The 18,465-nt window shown below is 45.0% G+C and carries 14 protein-coding genes; 3 read left to right on the top strand and 11 right to left on the bottom strand.

The features are described 5' to 3' along the window. Positions 1–54: 54 nt before the first annotated feature. From mnmA to AAIG11_RS02135, 4 genes are all read right to left on the bottom strand, one after another. Positions 55–1,155: a tRNA 2-thiouridine(34) synthase MnmA gene (gene mnmA / locus AAIG11_RS02150; protein WP_343184637.1), complete on the bottom strand. Its 1,101-nt coding sequence runs from the start codon at positions 1,153–1,155 to the stop codon at positions 55–57. Positions 1,156–1,235: 80 nt separating this feature from the next. Continuing rightward, on the bottom strand, positions 1,236–1,682 hold the full coding sequence (gene nifU / locus AAIG11_RS02145; RefSeq protein ID WP_343184913.1) for a Fe-S cluster assembly scaffold protein NifU: 447 nt from the start codon (positions 1,680–1,682) through the stop codon (positions 1,236–1,238). Then, the gene (gene nifS / locus AAIG11_RS02140) at positions 1,682–2,857 is read right to left on the bottom strand and encodes a cysteine desulfurase NifS (RefSeq protein ID WP_343184636.1); all 1,176 of its coding nucleotides are present in this window, start codon (positions 2,855–2,857) and stop codon (positions 1,682–1,684) included. The genes nifU and nifS overlap by 1 nt, the downstream gene beginning before the upstream one ends. 4 nt (positions 2,858–2,861) lie before the next feature. Then, positions 2,862–3,311, bottom strand: coding sequence for an RrF2 family transcriptional regulator (locus tag AAIG11_RS02135; protein ID WP_343184635.1), 450 nt, complete (start codon positions 3,309–3,311; stop codon positions 2,862–2,864). 223 nt (positions 3,312–3,534) lie between these two features. On the opposite strand from AAIG11_RS02135, the gene AAIG11_RS02130 reads away from it, so the two are divergent. Both AAIG11_RS02130 and AAIG11_RS02125 read left to right on the top strand, forming a co-directional pair. Continuing rightward, positions 3,535–5,187: a M20/M25/M40 family metallo-hydrolase gene (locus tag AAIG11_RS02130; protein ID WP_343184634.1), complete on the top strand. Its 1,653-nt coding sequence runs from the start codon at positions 3,535–3,537 to the stop codon at positions 5,185–5,187. A gap of 535 nt (positions 5,188–5,722) precedes the next feature. After that, positions 5,723–7,090, top strand: coding sequence for an alanine/glycine:cation symporter family protein (locus AAIG11_RS02125; protein ID WP_343184633.1), 1,368 nt, complete (start codon positions 5,723–5,725; stop codon positions 7,088–7,090). A gap of 153 nt (positions 7,091–7,243) precedes the next feature. On the opposite strand, the gene AAIG11_RS02120 is transcribed toward AAIG11_RS02125, so the two are convergent. Then, on the bottom strand, positions 7,244–8,917 hold the full coding sequence (locus AAIG11_RS02120) for a M20/M25/M40 family metallo-hydrolase (RefSeq protein WP_343184632.1): 1,674 nt from the start codon (positions 8,915–8,917) through the stop codon (positions 7,244–7,246). A 235-nt stretch (positions 8,918–9,152) separates the two neighbouring features. Between AAIG11_RS02120 and AAIG11_RS02115 the strand changes: the two genes are divergently transcribed. Further along, positions 9,153–10,778 carry an amidohydrolase gene (locus AAIG11_RS02115; RefSeq protein ID WP_343184631.1) on the top strand — a complete coding sequence of 542 codons (1,626 nt, stop codon included), beginning with the start codon at positions 9,153–9,155 and terminating at the stop codon, positions 10,776–10,778. Positions 10,779–10,843: 65 nt separating this feature from the next. Here the strand turns inward: AAIG11_RS02115 and AAIG11_RS02110 are convergent, their stop codons facing one another. From AAIG11_RS02110 to AAIG11_RS02085, 6 genes are all read right to left on the bottom strand, one after another. After that, positions 10,844–12,142, bottom strand: coding sequence for a replication-associated recombination protein A (locus AAIG11_RS02110; RefSeq protein ID WP_343184630.1), 1,299 nt, complete (start codon positions 12,140–12,142; stop codon positions 10,844–10,846). A gap of 87 nt (positions 12,143–12,229) precedes the next feature. Beyond that, on the bottom strand, positions 12,230–13,261 hold the full coding sequence (gene ltaE / locus AAIG11_RS02105) for a low-specificity L-threonine aldolase (protein WP_343184629.1): 1,032 nt from the start codon (positions 13,259–13,261) through the stop codon (positions 12,230–12,232). A gap of 168 nt (positions 13,262–13,429) precedes the next feature. Further along, the gene (locus tag AAIG11_RS02100; protein WP_343184628.1) at positions 13,430–14,500 is read right to left on the bottom strand and encodes an alanine racemase; all 1,071 of its coding nucleotides are present in this window, start codon (positions 14,498–14,500) and stop codon (positions 13,430–13,432) included. Beyond that, positions 14,484–15,881, bottom strand: coding sequence for a GlmL-related ornithine degradation protein (locus AAIG11_RS02095; RefSeq protein WP_343184627.1), 1,398 nt, complete (start codon positions 15,879–15,881; stop codon positions 14,484–14,486). Before AAIG11_RS02095 ends, AAIG11_RS02100 begins: the two co-directional genes overlap by 17 nt. After that, positions 15,871–18,081, bottom strand: coding sequence for a D-ornithine 4,5-aminomutase subunit OraE (oraE, locus tag AAIG11_RS02090; protein ID WP_343184626.1), 2,211 nt, complete (start codon positions 18,079–18,081; stop codon positions 15,871–15,873). The genes AAIG11_RS02095 and oraE overlap by 11 nt, the downstream gene beginning before the upstream one ends. Continuing rightward, positions 18,081–18,452, bottom strand: coding sequence for an ornithine aminomutase subunit alpha (locus AAIG11_RS02085; RefSeq protein WP_343184625.1), 372 nt, complete (start codon positions 18,450–18,452; stop codon positions 18,081–18,083). Before AAIG11_RS02085 ends, oraE begins: the two co-directional genes overlap by 1 nt. Positions 18,453–18,465 lie beyond the last annotated feature (13 nt).

The raw sequence follows: 18,465 nt of genomic DNA, 5'->3' as shown, positions 1-18,465 counted from the left end.
TGATTCATGTAAAAAAGTGATAGAGGTACTTCAGCAACAGAAACCAGCGTCCATTTATCTGATACGCGACTCAATGATGCCGCCACCAATTACCACATCACCATCATACAGTACCACTGACTGACCTGGCGATATGGCTTTTTGAGGCTCATTAAACAATACTTCCAGTTTCCCATCTTCTGTTATATTGGCAACACCCGGAACCGGACTGGCATTATATCTGACTTTGATGGTGACTGGATGGCGGGTCAGTAGAGTGTCCCAGGGAATGAAATTCAGGTCATTGGCCAGCAACCCATGAGCCATTAGATTTTCCGGATTGCCGATATGAACTTCGTTGACTGCCGGAAGAATATCTGTCACATATACTGGTTTTCCCATGGCCAGACCCAATCCTTTTCGCTGTCCCACCGTGTAGTGAATAATTCCCTTATGGGTTCCAACAGTATGTCCGTCTTGATCTTTGAAGAGCCCTGTTTCAGTTATCTGACCGTCGTACGCTTCGATGAATTTTCCGTACTGATTGTCTGGTACAAAGCAAATTTCCTGGCTTTCGGGTTTGGTTGCCACTGGCAGGTTAAGCTCTTGTGCAATGCGCCGAACCTCTTCTTTGTGGTAGTTTCCAAGAGGCATCAGCGTTCGCTGCAGTTGCTCCTGAGTCATTTGATACAAGGCGTAGGTTTGATCTTTTCTGTCAGTGACCGATTTTTTCAATAGATAGCGCCCTGTTGAGGAGTTTTGGTCGATGATGGCATAATGGCCGGTGGCTACGTAATCACACCCCAGTTGCAAGGCACGTCGCAACAGTTCTTCGAACTTGACATATCGGTTGCAGGCAATGCAGGGATTGGGGGTTCGGCCTGCTCTGTACTCCCTGACAAAATAGTCGATCACCGTTTCACGAAAATAGTCTTTGAAATTCATTACATAAAAAGGAATGTCCAGATGACTGGCCACTCGTCGCGCGTCTTCAACGGCACTGAGGGAACAACAGCTGCTTTCCGGTGTGTTTTCTTCCGCCTTTTCATCTTGCCAAATTTGCATGGTAACGCCGATGACATCATATCCCTGTTCTTTTAGCACATAGGCAGCCACTGAACTGTCTACCCCGCCGCTCATTCCCAGCAACACTTTTTTTTGATTTGTTTTCTTCATACACATTTCCCCAATTCGCTATGGATCAATCAATAATGACACGCATGGACAAAGCGGAGAAATGTCTTCTCCGCTTTCGTTTATTCTTCTTCGCCGTGATCGTGATGATCTTCGTCCCCGGTGGGCGGTTGGTATCCTTTTAGACCTTCAAAATCCCGCTTGTGTCGCTGTGCAAAATCAAACATGGCACTTTTGATGGCTTCTTCTGCCAGAACAGAACAATGCATTTTTGCCGGCGGTAGACCATCAAGAGCATCTGCCACAGCCCGGTTGGATAATGCAAGTGCTTCGTCAATGGTTTTTCCTTTAATGAGTTCGGTGGCCATACTGGAAGATGCAATGGCGCTGCCGCATCCAAAGGTTTTAAATTTAACATCCACAATAACATCGTTTTCAATCTTGAAGTACATTTTCATGATGTCGCCACATTTGGGATTGCCCACCTGACCAATGGCGTCAGCATCTGCAATTTCACCTACGTTGCGGGGGTTGGTAAAATGATCCATGACTTTTTCGCTATACATGATTAACGGTTGCCCTCCTTAACCTGTTCATATAGGGGTGACATGTCACGTAGCCGCTGCACGATGGGCGGCAGCTGCTTCACAACATAATCAATTTCTTCTTGTGTTGTCATATCTCCCAGGGTTAACCGAAGTGACCCGTGGGCGATTTCATGACTAAGACCAATGGCCAGTAACACATGGGAAGGATCCAGTGACCCGGAGGTGCAGGCAGATCCACTGGATGCACCTATTCCCACCATATCCAAACTTAAGAGCATGGACTCTCCTTCAATAAATTCAAAGCTGAGGTTCACATTATTGCACAATCTTCTTTCCGGATGGCCATTGAGGCGGGTATAGGGAATGGCCTCCATCAACTGATTCTTCAAATCATCCCGGAGCGCTGTCAGACGTTGATCGTGGGTTTCCACATCAATATAGGCCAGTTCAGCTGCTTTTCCAAAGCCCACAATACCCGCAATATTTTCAGTGCCGGCCCGCTTCTTTTTTTCCTGGCCGCCGCCGTGTATGAGGTTGTGAATGCGTACACCCTTGCGAAGATAGAGAGCACCCACACCTTTGGGCCCATATAGTTTATGGGCGGAAATAGAAATCATGTCAACAGGAAGATTTTTGGTATCCATCTCCAGATGCCCATAAGCCTGCACTGCATCTGTATGAAAAAGCACGCGATGTTCTCTGGCGATGCGGCCGATTTCTTCAATGGGCTGAATGGTTCCAATTTCATTATTGGCATACATAACACTGATGAGAATGGTATCACTTTTAATGGCGTTTTTCAAGTCATCCAAAGAAATCAAGCCGTTTTCATCCACTGGCAGGTAAGTAACTTGAAAGCCTTCCTTTTCAAGATATTCACAAGCATGCAACACCGCATGATGTTCAATGGCTGTGGTGATAATATGACGTCCTTTTGACTTAAGTGCATAGGCAGTGCCTTTAATCGCCCAGTTATCTGCTTCTGATCCACCACCGGTAAAAAAAATCTCGTCAGGACTGGCGTTCAGGGTTTTGGCAATCTGATCGCGGGCGTTATCAACTGCTTTGCGGCTTTCACGCCCAAAACTGTGAAGACTTGAAGGGTTACCATACTGTTGTGTCAGAAAAGGCATCATGGCTTCCAGCACTTCTGGTTTTATTGGTGTGGTGGCACTATAGTCCAGATATACGTTCATAAGATCACTCCTTTGGATGTTTGGATGTGGGTGCATGGAGATGAAGCTGTTCTTCAATCATGTGTTGCAGCGTCATGGCATCGATGACATCATGAATACTCACACGAATTTTTTCCCATACGCTCCGGGTGACACATTCATCTGCTAACCGGCAACGGGGAGCTTCAGGGTCTGCGACACACTCTGCAGGCGCCAGAGGTCCTTCCAGCGCCAGCAATACCTGTGCCACCGTCACCTGATCAGGCGGACGAAGCATCAAATAACCGCCCTGGGCGCCACGGACACTTTTAACCAGGCCGGCTTTTCTAAGAATGGCAATGAGTTGTTCCAGATAATTTTCTGGAATGCACTGCCTTTCGGCAATGATTTTAAGTGGGATGGGTCCTTTTCCATAATGAAGTCCCAACTCGAACATGGCCTTTAATCCATAACGGCCGCGTGTGGAGAGAATCATGATATGCCTCCGTTCTATCCATTACAATATCTACAGTATAGAATACCCGACTAAATTTGTCAACATTACTTCGATTGTTTAGTGTAATGGTTTTGGCATGCTCCTTGCTTACTAAACTAACAGATGATTTAAACAGATCGTTAATGTGCTTGATTGATTGATTTTTGTGAACATCGCCATCGATAATTCGGCTTAAAATTTGAATGACAAAGGAGCGTATCTAATGCTGAAGCGCATTCAGGAAAACACAGAAAAGTACACCCTTGAACTAACTCGTATCCCCAGTGCTGTGGAAACTGACGGTGAAACAGAAATTGCACGACACATTTTTGAACTATTGAAGAATGAGGCTTATTTTCAGGATCATCCGGATCAGCTCTTTCTGCAAAAACTGCAACAACACAGCACTGACCAGCGTCGCAACGTCATTGCCTATGTGAAAGGTGGCAAAGGTGAGCACCGTAAAACCGTTATTTTACTCGGGCACATTGACACGGTTGGCATTGAAGATTACAGGGATTTGAAGCATATTGCCAATAATCCTCCGGCTCTTGAAGAGGCATTGAAACAGATGACACTGAACGATGAAGTAAAACGCGATCTGGAAAGCGGTGAGTGGGTTTTTGGACGGGGTATTTTTGATATGAAATGTGGCGTGGCGGCAAATCTGGCCACAACACTGGAAGCTGCGCGCAACCCAGACCTTTTCAATGGCAATTTGATCTTTTTAGGGGTACCCGATGAAGAAGGTAATTCGGCAGGCATGCTCAGTGCTTTAAAGTTACTGAATGCCATTCGAAAAAAAGATGATCTGGAGTATGTGGCAGTTCTGGACACGGACTATATGACATCTCGTTATGAAGGCGATGAGAACCGGTATATCTATGTGGGAACCATCGGCAAGTTGCTTCCCTCCTTCTACATCGTTGGAAAAGAAACCCACGTAGGCCAAAGTTTTGGCGGTTTGGATCCCAACGAACTTTCCTCGGAACTGGTTCGAGAAATAAACTTGTGCAAGGATCTTTGCGATGTTGCCGATGGCGAAGTAACAGTGCCCCCTATTACATTAAAACAGAAAGACCTAAAGCAGGACTATTCGGTTCAAATTGCCAAATCTGCTCACTTATACTTCAACTATCCAACTCATGCCAGTGAACCCGATGAAGTTATGGACAAACTTGTTTTAAAAGCAGAAAAAGCCTTCAATCAAGTGATTGAACGTCTAAATGATAACTATAAGGAATATTGCAGAATGAGCGAAATTCCTTTCCAAAAACTGCCATGGAAAACTAAAGTGTATACATTTGATGCTCTCTATCGCAAGCTTGAAACAGAAATGGGAGACAAATTGAAACAGCGTCTTGCTGCATTGAAACGCCGTCTTGATCCTGAAACGATGGATGACAGGGCATACAGTCTGGCAGTTGTCGAGGAAATATGCAAAATGAATCCCGACTCAGATCCGATGATCGTCGTCTATTTTGCACCACCCTATTACCCGCATATGTACATCAATGGCAAAGATGAACGGGAACAACGCCTGCTGGAAGCTTTAAATAACAGCGCGGCAAAAGTTCAGCCTAAAATCAGCGAACCACTAAAACTGCGAAAGTTCTACCCCTATATTTCTGATTTAAGTTTTTGCAGCGTGACCGATAATCAGGATACGATCAACAAGCTGATTACCAATATGCCTGCCTGGCCTGAAAAGTATGAGCTGCCCATTGACGAAATGCGCGCTTTTAATGTGCCGGTGGCCAACATTGGTCCCTTTGGAAAAGATGCTCACCAGTTTACAGAACGATTACACAAACCTTTTTCATTTGAAGTCATGCCTGAACTTCTTGTTGAAACAATTATCGATTTATTTCGTTAAACAATACAAACAGGCACCCGGCAAACTCTTTCAAGTATTTTGACAGAGTTTGCCAATTTATTTGCATTATGCGCCCATTCATTTGCACTTGGTGTGAATCGTCTATAATTTTAATAAAACAATTACATTTTATGCTATTTGAATGACGATAATGCGATTATCGTCATTTTTATTTTCGCCCACTCTTATCCTATTGATTAGCACATTGTAAAAATTGCTTGATAATTGAATTTGTCTGCCATAACCGATGACCATTGGAATTTAAAGCATCCATCGATCAAATCTTTGAACAAAAATTCAGTTGACATTCATTTTATAAAAATTAAATCTGATTCTTCCATTTGGTACTAAGATTCTGAATTATGAACACTATGTTGGAATGAAACTTGCAAATAAATACTAATGAGATTATACTTATCGATGTTTGCTAAATAAAAGGAGGTGTTGCCATTCATGACTGTTTTTGTCTGATACCTGATGCCAAAGTGCTCAGGAATTTGCAGCAGAACATTATGAAAGAAAGGGGTTATGTTAAATGGAAGGATTGCTTAACTTTGTAGGGTGGCTCACCGGTTTGGTATGGGGACCACCAATGTTGATTTTACTTGTGGGGGGCGGTCTTTGGCTCTCAATTGAACTGGGATTTTTTCAGTTCCGTTATTTTCCATATATCGTTAAACAAACCTTTGGCAAGATTTTTACCAAACCAGAAGGCGAAGGTACTGTAACACCTTTTCAATCAGTAACTGCTGCCCTGGCTTCAACAGTGGGTGCCTCTAATATTATTGGTGTCCCTGCAGCCATTATGTTTGGTGGCCCAGGTGCCATATTTTGGATGTGGGTTATTGCCTTTGTGGGTATGGGTTCCAAATTTGCCGAAACAGTATTAGGAGTCAAATACCGCGAAAAAAATGCAGAAGGTGAGTTTGTCGGCGGACCCATGTACTACATGAAAAAAGGGCTAAATTCCAAGTTTTTGGCGGCTTTCTTCGCCTTTGGCCTGATGCTGGAATTGATCCCCAGCGTGATGGTTCAAGCCAATTCCGTTGCTGCATCTGCTTCCACTGCCTTTAATCTCTCGCCGCTGGTATCAGGGATAATTATGGTGGCTTTGGTGGGCATGGTAGTTGTTGGCGGCATTAAACGAATTGGCCGTGTGACAGAAAAGCTGGTTCCCTTTATGTCAATACTATATTTATTGGGAGCTATTATCATCATTCTCTCTAATATCACAAAAGTTCCTGCTGCTTTTGGCCTTATTTTTTCACACGCTTTTCAACCAGCAGCAGCAGTTGGTGGTTTTGGTGGTGCTGCCTTTGCTGCCGTTGTGCGCTGGGGGGTAGCTCGTGGAGCTTATTCTAATGAAGCTGGAATGGGAACTGCACCCATGGCCCATTCAGCAGCCATTACAGATCATCCTGTTCGTCAGGGTTTCTGGGGCGTTTTTGAAGTTATCATTGATACACTGGTCATTTGCACCATTACGGCATTGGTGATTCTCACCAGCGGTCTCTGGCTGGAAGAAGGTGCGGCGGCAGATCCCTCAGCATTGCCTGCAATGGCTTTCGGGGAAATGTTTGGCCCCATGGGCGGTGCCGTGGTTACTTTCTCGTTGCTGGCATTTGTCGTATCAACCATCATCGTAGTCATTTTTTATGGTGAAAAGCAGGCAGAATACCTGTTTGGAACTGCTTTTTCCAAAAAATGGATTTATGTTTATCTGATATCAATCATTGTGGGTGCTGTGGGTGCCGCTGAAGTATTGTGGCATTTTCTGGATATCATGCTGGCGGCCATTATCATCCCCAACATGATTGCTATTATTCTCCTGCGTAAGGAAGTGGTAGCGTTAACCAGAGAGTTCTTCACCAGTGAGAAGTATTACTTGAAGGATATTCGGTAATATCTCCATCTTTTATACAGCACTGACAAAGCCAGGTACCATTTTCATTTGGTACCTGGCTTGTATTTATGGATAGGCAATATTATGCTTAAAGCACTACTTCTGCTGTCAACTGTAATTCTGTTGAACCCAAACACTGGAGATGGTACAGCGTTATGGCTCCTGCCCAAGTGATTCTGTTTGAAGCAGCTGTTGGATTGCATAGGACAGCAATGCCGGGTATATTCTGAATGAGTAATCTGCATGTAATCTTTCAGTGTTTTTATGAGCATCCTTGCCATAAGGACCAATGTTCATCACCGGTAAGTTCAGCTTTTTGATGGTTTCAACGGGGAGCTCGTAAGAGAATCCCCAATTGGGCATATTGGGTTGAATATTTGAAATCACATCTTCAGCATTTTGAAGACACACAAAACTCAAATCACATAATCCGGTGAAGAACTTGTCCACCAGCACTGTTTCACCAAAGACTTCTTTTGCATATTCAGCCACTTGATTGACCACCTGAGCAGCTTTCGCCTGACGGGGAGTGGTGGTGCTGGGTTTAATATGGGGATAGTAAGGAGGCACATACAACAAGATAATTTTGGGATGCTGGTCGGCACAGAAACTGTGCACCTCCTGAACCATTTTAAGGCTGAGAATGCGTTGATCCATTTCTGGTTGCTGTTTCCATTTTTTTCTGCAAGAATCCATATGAGCTTCAAAGGTTTCACCACCGTTTTCCAATGCCATTTGCCAGAGTTCGCTATAGGAGAGGACGGTGGGGTCCCAGTCATAGTAGCTACCCTCTGAACCCGTCATTTGAAAGTAGCGCTGGGTTTGATCTTTCTGACGTTTCAGTGCATCTTGCATGGATTCCATTGCCAGTTGGCGAACCTTATCAAAAAAATGCTTGGGAGATTGATCCGCTGTCAGAAAATTATAATAGGCATAGGCGGATTCAGGAGTTTTCACATTGTAATGTTCCTTGGTGTCTGTTTGCTTCAGTGAAGTGGGAGGTGAAACCACCACATCTTCAAAAACATCTGCCAAATCCATGTTAAGCTCGATGCGCCGCGTCAGTTCAGATATGATAAGGTTGGCATTGAGACCGGTAAGGGAGTCGCCTCCATGAGTTTCTTTGCCTACAGCATAGGCCATTAAAACAAATTTTCCAAGGGTTCCTTGATACACATATTTTCCAGGATCACCGGGATATCGGGGAAACTGAGGCTCTCCATCAATGCAGACTACATAGTCAAGGTTGTGGGTTTCAGCCAAAGTTACCAGATTGTTGGTAGCAGAAATCATTCCAAGAGAATTGTTTTCTTCATCTGGCACACCAACGAACAATAAATTGCCTTCCAAAGTGTCAGGGGCACCGGCGGCAGCTTCAATCATTGCCATGGCAACAGCAACACCACAACGCATGTCCATTACACCCCGACCAAAAATCCACTCTTTTGATTCATAATCACGGCGCGCATCCGGAGAAAGTGATTCCGGATTAATTCGTTTCATCAGTTCTTGAGGGTGGAAAGCAACATCTTGATTTTTTCCATAGTCTGATGCATCTACCACATCTGTATGACCGATCATAACAATAGTGCGGTTGGAATCATGCTTTCCTTTTACCAGTGCGGTCACAACCTTGCGATGGAAAGCATCACCTTCAATGGGGAATGCTCTCAGATATTGGGTGTGCTTTTGAAAATAGGGCACTGATTCAAAGTATGCCATAATTGCTTCGCTGGTTGTGTTCTCCTGCACTGTTCCAGAAATGCCAGGTGTTGCCACCAAATTGTAAAAAAGTGCTTCAAGCCGTTCGCGATTAATTTCCAGCATGTTGTCTCCTCCTGTTCACTTTTTTAGGTAACGATTGATTGTATTCTTTCGCATCATACTTTATTTCTATGCAAGCTGTGTGCCAGTTGTTTTTCTTTTGAAAGCGTCTCGCTTTGTGTCTAAGACCGTTAAAATCTATGCTATAATATTAAACAAGAAAGAATAAGTGAATCAAACTGTTTCAGTAAACTGCATCAGAACACTTTGACCATTCAAACCGACAGGAGTGATGAATGTGAAAACTCTCTTTATTCATGCAGATCCAGTGCTGTTTGACGGCCAGGCTTCATTCGATGCTTTTCTTGTGGAGAATGGTTTCATCGTTGCAACAGGCACCGAATTATCTTTGAAACCTCACGATATGACTCAGGACCCTGCTGTAACAATCGTTGATTTGGAAGGACATGCCGTCAGCCCCGGACTGGTTGACTGTCATCTCCACTTGATTGGTTATGCAGCCATGAAAGAAAAGAATGTCAGTCTCAAAGGTGTAACCAGTCTTGAAGCCATGCAGCAAAAAGTGACCGATTTTATTCATCTAAAAAAAGTGGTGCCCGGAACATGGATAAACGGATCCGGCTGGAATCATGATGCTTTTCCGGTTCGAAAAATGCCCACCCGCCACGACCTTGATGCCATTTCAGACCAGCATCCAATGAAGTTGCTTCGGATGTGCTACCACATTTGTGTGGTGAACACTGAAGCATTGCGTTTGGCGGGTATCACCAAAGATACTCCCGATCCCGAAGGTGGTCGCATTGACAGGGATGTTGATGGGCATCCAACAGGTATATTACGGGAGACAGCCATGAATTTGGTTGATCGTGTCATTCCACCCATCAAAGAAAAAGAAGAAATAAAAGAGTTGATTCTTGCAGGTTGCCAGGATTTGGTGGCCATGGGCTTTACCGGCGTGCATACAGACGATTTTGGGATGGTTGGAGACCGACAGGCTCTGCTGGAAGCCTACCTGGAGCTTGACACTGCCAATCTTTTGCCTTTGAATGTTGTTCTTCAGATGATCACCTACGAACCTTCTGACTTTCAATTCTATCTCGACAATGGGTTGAAGACCGGCAAGTGTTTTAACCGGCTGATGGCCGGACCAATTAAAATTTTGGGTGACGGTTCGCTGGGATCACGCACAGCGGCTTTAAAGTCGCCATACAGTGACGATCCAACTACCAGTGGCTTTATGCTCATGTCTGAAGAAAACCTGGATCAAATGATTCGTCAGGCATTTGAACACGGTTTTGATACAGCTGTTCATGCCATTGGAGATCTGACCATGGAAAAAGTACTGGCAGCTTACGAAAGATACCAGCCGCTGATTCAACAACACCATTTAATGCCTTCCATCATCCACAGTCAGATTGCCAGTCCAGCATTACTTGAACAGTATCAACGGTTGCAGGTGGTGGCTAATTTTCAGCCTGTCTTTCTGCATTCTGACTGGCAAATTGCCGAAGAAAGAGTGGGTACTCAACGTTTAAAAACCAGCTATTGCTGGAAAACCTACCTTCAGATGGGAATCCCCTGCGTTGGCAGTTCAGACGCACCCGTGGAAGGTTTCAATCCTTTTGAAAACCTCTATACGGCCATTGCCCGAAAAGACCTTTCCGGCCATCCGAAGAACGGGTGGATTCCGGAAGAAGCGCTGTCTCGGGAAGAGGCACTTAAACTATTTACCCTCTACCCGCCTCTACTTACACGAGAGACAACCATTAAAGGTCAGCTGGCACCTGGGAACCGGGCTGACTTTGCCGTGCTGTCAGCCCACCCATATCAGGTGGAGGAGGAAAGCATTAAAGAGATCAAAGCTGTAGCCACCTATAAAGACGGCATAAAAATTTATGGTTAAAGCACCACAAGACTCAGCAGAAGTATTCAATAGAACCCTGCCAAATCAATATGGCAGGGTTCTGTTTACTGGTTATGCAACTTATCCATATAGGCTTTTCGTTTCTTTTCTTCTCCCAGCTCAGTCATTTCATAGTATTTTGCACCCAAAAGAGAATCAGGCAAATATTGCTGGTTCACATAATGATCGGGATAATCATGAGCATATTTGTAGTCTTTTCCATGCCCCAGGTTAACCGCACCTCTATAGTGTGCATCGCGAAGATGCTGCGGTACTTCTGTGCTGTGTTTTTCAACATCGGCCTGGGCTCGATTGATGGCCAGAAAGGCAGCATTGCTTTTTGGCGCAGTTGCCAGATAAGTTACTGCCTGGGCAAGGGGAATGCGTGCTTCAGGAAGTCCAATGTGTTTAACGGCATAATGAGCTGCCATCGCAACAGCCATTCCCATAGGAGCTGCGTTTCCAATATCTTCAGAGGCAGAAATAATGATGCGACGGGCGATGAACTCTGGATCTTCTCCGGCCGCAATCATTTTTGCCATGTAATGAAGGGCGGCATCGGGATCGCTGCCACGAATACTCTTTATGAAGGCAGAAATCACATCGTAGTGCTGATCTCCATTCTTGTCATATCGGACGGCCCTTTTCTGAATAGATTCTTTGGCATCCTCAAGACTAACCAATATATTTCCCTGTTCATTTGCCGGAGTACTTAAAGTGGCAATTTCAAGTGCATTCAATGCTTTTCGGGCGTCTCCTCCAGCAGTCTCAGCAAGAAAACTCATGGCTTCAGGCGCCACTTCAGGTGATAATCTTCCCAAACCCCGTTCTTCATCGATTAAGCTCTTTTCCAATAAAACCCGAATATCTGATGTTTCCAGTGGCAACAGTTTCAAGACGGTTACTCTGGATATCAAAGCACTATTTACTTCAAAATATGGGTTTTCAGTGGTGGCTCCTACTAAAACAATCAGTCCTTTTTCCACGTGTGGCAAGAGGGCATCCTGCTGATTCTTCGAAAATCGATGAATTTCATCAATGAAAAGGATGGATTTCTTTCCGGCATGTTTACGTAAATGTTCAGCTTCTTCAACTACAGTGCGAATGTCTTTTACCCCTGCCATCACTGCACTCAATTGAAAAAAAGTGCTGTCTGAGGCTGCTGCCAGCAACCGGGCCATTGTTGTTTTTCCGCTGCCAGGCGGACCGTACAGAATCAGGGAGGGGATCCGCCGTGCACTCACACATCGTTGCAAGAAACGACCTTTTCCGAGAAGCTGGCTTTGACCCACCACTTCTTCCAATTTTTGTGGCCGCATTCGATCAGCCAAAGGTGCTTCTTCTTTTATCTGATTTCGGTTCATGATATCAAAAATATCCATACAATTTCCCTTTCTTTACAAATCAGGCAGCTAGTGTCAAGTTACGTCAGCTTGGGCCTGATGATATCATTAGCGCAGAATGTGATTAAAAATGGCAACAGCCTCCATAATTTGATCCCGACTCACATCTTTATGCGTTACAAAACGAAAATGACGACGGCTTCGGGCATTGGCCAATACGCCATTCTGGGCCATTTTTTCCAGTAGATCAAAGGCGTTGTTTTTTTCACTATCCAACACCGCATTGACAATGTTGGTTTTAACCGACTCTGGTTGAGTGATGAAATGACCTGTTTTCAAAAGTTCTTCTGCTAGAAAACGTGCGTTGTCGTGATCTTCGTGCAGTCGCTCTACCATGTGTTCAAGTGCCACGAGGCCACAAGCTGCTAAAACCCCCGCCTGACGCATACCGCCACCCAGCATTTTTCGGTGTTTGCGTGCCGTATTAATAAAAGTCTGGCTACCCACCAGCATGCTTCCCACTGGAGCGCCCAGGCCTTTTGACAGACAAAACATCACTGAATCTGTATACTGTGCAATTTCTCGAACGTCTCGTTTCAGAGCTGTGGCGGCATTGAATATGCGCGCTCCATCTAAGTGAACTGGAAGGTTTCTTGACTGTGCTAACGCAAAAACTTTTTTCATGTACTCCAGAGGAAGCACCGCTCCACCGTACATATTATGGGTATTCTCCAATGCAATGAGCCCTGTCTCAGGGAAATGAATATTATCTGGACGAATGGCCTCTTCAATACATTCCAAGTTCATTTGTCCCCGGGGGCCACAAAGCGGGCGTGTTTGAACACCGGCTATCCGAGCAACACTGGCCACTTCATAAAGAAAAATATGGGACTTTTCTTCAAGAATCATTTCCTGCCCCGGTTTCGTGTGGGTGAGAACTGCAATCAGGTTACCCATGGTGCCCGTGGGAACCAGGAGAGACGCTTCTTTACCCAGTTTTTCTGCAGCCATTGCCTCTAAACGGTTTACAGTGGGGTCATCGCCATACACATCGTCACCCAGTGGTGCTTGTGACATGGCTTTTATCATTTCTGGGGTTGGTTGCGTCACTGTATCACTTCGAAGATCGATGGGATTCATGGAACCATCTCCTTTAAGAATGTTACTTTCATTATAATTCATGTTCACAAAAGAATCCAATGAAAAAACCCTGTTTGCACAAGGATCAGAATGGCATATAGCCAATATGATTGATCACAAAACTGTGCAGACAGGGTTTCAGTTTTCAGTAAATCAACTCGCTTCAGTCTAAGCACCTTCCACATACTGAGTTGATACATAGGTGCTGGTATTTAGGGCCAGCATTGCACCATAACTGAGTGAGAAAGTCACTTCATCTCCAACACGATAGGTTCGTGATGCATCGCTGATATCTAAAATTAGATGATCGCTGCTGGCACCAAGAATCTCAACTCCCTGGTTGAGCGGGGTAATAGCATGAGTGGCAAAATCCTGTTTGCCGACAGCTGCGATCGCCCTTTTTCGGATGCCGCGATCTTCAAAAACAGGCACCTGCCCAAAAGCGTCTTTTCCAATCGTACCTGTTGGTACAGAGGGCTTTTCTTCCACTTCAATCAGTTCTGCCACCAACTGGAAACAGTCATGATTCATATTTGGAAGTTGAGTGCCATAAGCACTTTCGGTTCCAAGAAGAATTCCTTCGCCAATTCTCAAGTGATTGATACCTTTGGGAAGTTTGCCTTCCTGCAACAAATAAAGGCTGCTGCTATTGCCACCACTGACCATTTCCAGTGGTTTTCCTGCAATCGTGACAGATTGCTCGGCAACGGCTGTTAAACGACCCAGGTTTTTTTCATCAGGCAGAATCGCACCGAAACAGGTGAGATTCGTTCCAATTCCTTTCAGCTCAATATGGGATAGGCGGCAGGTGTTTTTCACCAGATCCAGGAAAGCCCTTTCGCTGAAAAGCCCTTCACGAAGATCACCCAGATCCATCATTAATATCACACCATGGCGGACACCTCGTTTTCCAGCTGCTTTGTTCAAGGCCTGAATGGTTGCCCATTGTGAGTTTAAACTGATGTCAGAAAACCAGACGACTTGCTCAGCCTGGTTGATCATTGGAAGACGCAGCAGGAGTTTTTCTGCTTCGAGAGGTTGGAGCTTGCGAAGGTTTTCGATGCGCGAATCCGCGAGACTGGTGATGCCGCCCTTTAGCAGAGCTGCTGCTGCCTGGGGTTTTGCGCAGAAGCCTTTGGTGACGGCGCTTACTTTAATACCCGATGCAGTGCACATGTCAACCATTTGGGCAGCGTTTTGTGTCAGTTTTCCCAGATGAATCTTAATTCTTGGATTCATGGAATGCTCCTCCTTTCCAGCGCATACTTTTTTTCATTAATTGATAAGCACTGGCCGGATATTTTCTCGACAGAACTCCCAAAGAAGCCATAATATAATCATGATCAAGTAATACCACTGCATCTTCTGTAGGCAGCAATTTGTTTTGCTCATGTTTTGCAAGGATGCTGCGCAGTAATTGGTAGCCATGGGGCAGTCGAGTCAATGCACCACCCGTCCCAATAATATATTGCACATTAGACAAATCTTTACCTTCTGCAATGGTGGTTTTTCCACCAGGCCCATACAGGTGTTTAATCTGCCCCACATGTCTTCCAAGTGCTGTTTTAACAGCCTCCTGAGTCAAACGTTCTGCAAATGCAATCTGATGGGGCGTGACAGGAATTGCCTGATGTGTTTCCATCAGCTGAGATAGATCCATCTGCATCTTCTCTTCTAACTCTCTTTGAAAGTTTTCTTCTCCTATGAGAGCCACAATATTTTTTAGATTCACAAAAACTCCCAGATCGCCTTCAACCGTTCTTTTGGCAATAGGTTCAGGGCTGATCAATATGCGGTTGATTTCTTCGCTTCCCTCTGTAACTGAATGCAGATCTGTTGTGGCACCACCTACATCAAAGACAAGAAGATCCCCCATTTGATCTTTTAGTAGTTTTGCTGCTTCCATCACTGCGCCGGGAGTTGGTATAATAGGCCCGTTAACAAGTTCTCGTACATGTTCCATACCAGGTGCATGGATAATATGGGCTTCAAATACATCCTGAATAATGCGGCGTGTGGGCTCAATGTTTAGCTGATCAATTTTGGGATACACATTTTCGACCACATACAGGCGGCTTTTTGTTTTTTCAAAAATAAGTCTTATTTCTTCCTGATTTTCGATATTGCCGGCATAGATGAAAGGGATCTTCAGATTTAAGGATGCCAACTTTTCAGCATTCTCGATGGCAGTTTCCTTTTCACCGTAATCCACGCCTCCTGCAATAAGAATGATATTGGGGTTAATCTCCTGAAGGGCATTCAAATCGGTTTGACGGAGTTTTCCGGCGGTGACTTGATGAATAATGGCACCGGCTCCTAATGCCGCTTCTCTTGCCGCCCGAACTGTCATGTCATGCACCAGGCCGTGTACTGTCATTTTGAGACCGCCAGCAGCACTGCTGGTGGCCAGCATTTCATCATAGGTGACTGCCTCTGTCTTTAGATTTTTTGAAAGCTCCTCGATGGCGTTGTTGACTCCGATGCGCACATCACCTTCGAGAACACTGGTTGGTGCCTGCCCCTGACCCAGAAAAACCGGGTCAGGGGTGTGAATTCCATTAAACGCATTCACGACTGTTGTCGTGCTGCCAACTTCTGCCACAAGAACATCAACTTTCATGGGTCATCTCTTCTCTCCGATTCACCAGGAATGTGGCGACATGAACTCCTTTAGTGCCACGGCCGAATCCGGCATCGATCCCTTGTTTAACTGCCAGCTCAGGTGTCACCTGGGTGCCACCGGCCACCAGAATCAGTCGGTCTCGCACGCCTTTTTCGATACAGATTTCATGCAGTTTTTTCATATTTTTGTAATGGATCTCATCATGACTAATAATCGTGGAAGCCAGAATAGCATTCGCGTTGAGTTCAATGGCTGCATCTACTAATTTTTCAATGGATACAGAGGTTCCGAGATACTCACATTCTATGCCATATTTTTCGATGCCACCATGTTTAATATCAATGATTTCACGCAATCCAACGGAATGTTCATCCTCACCAACTGTACCTGCAACAATTTTCAAGGGTTGTGCTTCAATTGATTCCCGAATTTGATCATCAGACATGATTTCTGGCTCTGGCGGTATCACCAGGTCGTTGATATCAACCGTAAAATCAACGCGACCTTTTAATTCAACCCGCGTTCCTTCAGCTGTTTGCATGACTTCTTTATGGATGACTTCCACTTCTTTAAGGTTCATTTTCTTAGCAAATTCAATGGCTGCGTACTCGGCTATTCGACGACTGGCAGGAATAAACATGTTAATCATAACAATGCCATCCCCCCGCCATTCCATTTCTGGTTTCAGCTTGCTGGTATCTATTAAATCTTTTTGCTCTTCAAGGCGTACATGCACATTATCTGTCTCATCAAGTTCGTCAATATAGATTATTTTGTCGGGGTCTTCAAGTGTGCAGCCCCCAATAAGAATTGATGGGTTTTCTCTGGCTGCAGGATCATACTGTTCAATGTTGTTGTACCCATAATGTGCTGTCACCGGCGCCAGATATTCCTTGTCTCTTTCAAATATGTTCCCAGCACCAATACCTCCATCGATTTTACGGGAAATACCGTCACCATTTCGTTCAGGGTAGTAACCAGAGTCTACAAAGAACCCTTCTTCCACTGCCTGAAAGTAACCACCTGTCTCCAGCACTTCTTCCATAAAGAGGACTGCTCGTTCTTTGATTTCTCGGCTTCGCTCGTGGAGATAGCCATCTTCTTTCAACTGAACCATGGACATAAGATCGTCCATTCCTACAAAAGCCTGTTTGGCGGTATCAACGGCTTCCATGTTGTAAATGTGCCAGGGAACATTGCGCCCTTCATCCGGGGTGATGGTTGACTGGATATCTGCACGGGTCAGGCGGGAAATCATGAGATTTAACACGTGGGTAACGGTGGCTTCACGGGTGGAAGATTCAATGTATTTTGTGTTCATCTGTGCCCGCATTTTATAATCTCTAAAAAGGTCTCTCAGTGCAACTGCATAGGGTAGATCCAGCTTCATGCATGGTGCTGGCGGTGCAGTTGGCGGCACGGTGGAAAGGCAAATATTTTCTTTTTTCATGCCCACTTTAACAGAAAAGATTGAATTGATGGCATGCTGCACCAGAAGCTCTGGCATTACTTTCCAGGCTTCACGAGCTGTGGCATTGGCGTTGTGTGCACCATCAATTTGCGCTATATCAGCCCACACCATGATTTTTTTCGCTTCTGCAGCATCAACATAGGAGCGCACCATATTAATGTTTCTGTAAAGTACATTGTATTGGGGATCCTGATGAGCACCATTGACGCCCTCTTCGGCAAACATGACAGAAATTTCCGGCCCTGCAACTCCGCTGATGTATGAATGATAATTTAAAGGACGTCCCACTTCTTCTTCGATAAGATCAAGGGCTTTGCGCTGGGCACGTACTTGCTTGCGGGTGATGGGTATGCCTCCGATGCCCTGAGGGGTACCCTCAATAAGACCGTCAAAATGACTTTGACCTGCTGTCCGAATCACCATCAGATGATCAGCACCATGCCAGGCGGCCATGCGCATGCGGCGGATATCATCTTCAAAACGTCCAGAGGCTATTTCTGTTGTGATCACACTGTCGGGCTGAGGATCAATATCTCCAAAGTATTTGGCTGATGGAAGGGGAACGCTCTGCTCCAGTGGTTTGGCACAGTCTTGATAAGTAAAGTGGCCCATTTTTAAATCTTTTTCTTTTTCTCGCCAGGTCCAGCCCCTTCGTTTGGGTCTGTACTTGTCCAGATCTTTCAAAAGTTCTATGATGTTAAGTTTATCATTGGGTTTAAGTTCCATTATCTTGCCTCCTTAAACAAAGCAACTGCTTCATCCCAACCTTCGCCTGCAGCCAGCTTTAGTCCTGTTTCACGTATGTCTGTATTTCTCATCTTTGCCAGCTTATACACCACATGACCTGCCCCCTTGCCCATAAGGCCTCTATCCATAACACCTTCAACAATGGCTTTTGCTTCCAGGCTTGAGAAACCCATGCGCAGTAAAACGGATCGCTCGATGGAAGGGGTGGTGTTATGATGGGCCAGATCAAGCATGGGATCAACCAGTTTTTCAGCCAGCTCCCAAAAACGTTGTTCCAATGCTTCATCACTCAGATGTGTCAAATGCTCTCTTCTGGTTTGAAAATCATCAGTTCTTTTCAAATCATTCACCTCGTTTCAAAAA

Source organism: Anoxynatronum sibiricum, from assembly GCF_039414295.1.
In the GTDB taxonomy this organism is placed as follows: Bacteria; Bacillota; Clostridia; order Peptostreptococcales; family Tindalliaceae; genus Anoxynatronum; species Anoxynatronum sibiricum.
This window is presented reverse-complemented; position numbering and strand designations above follow the sequence as displayed.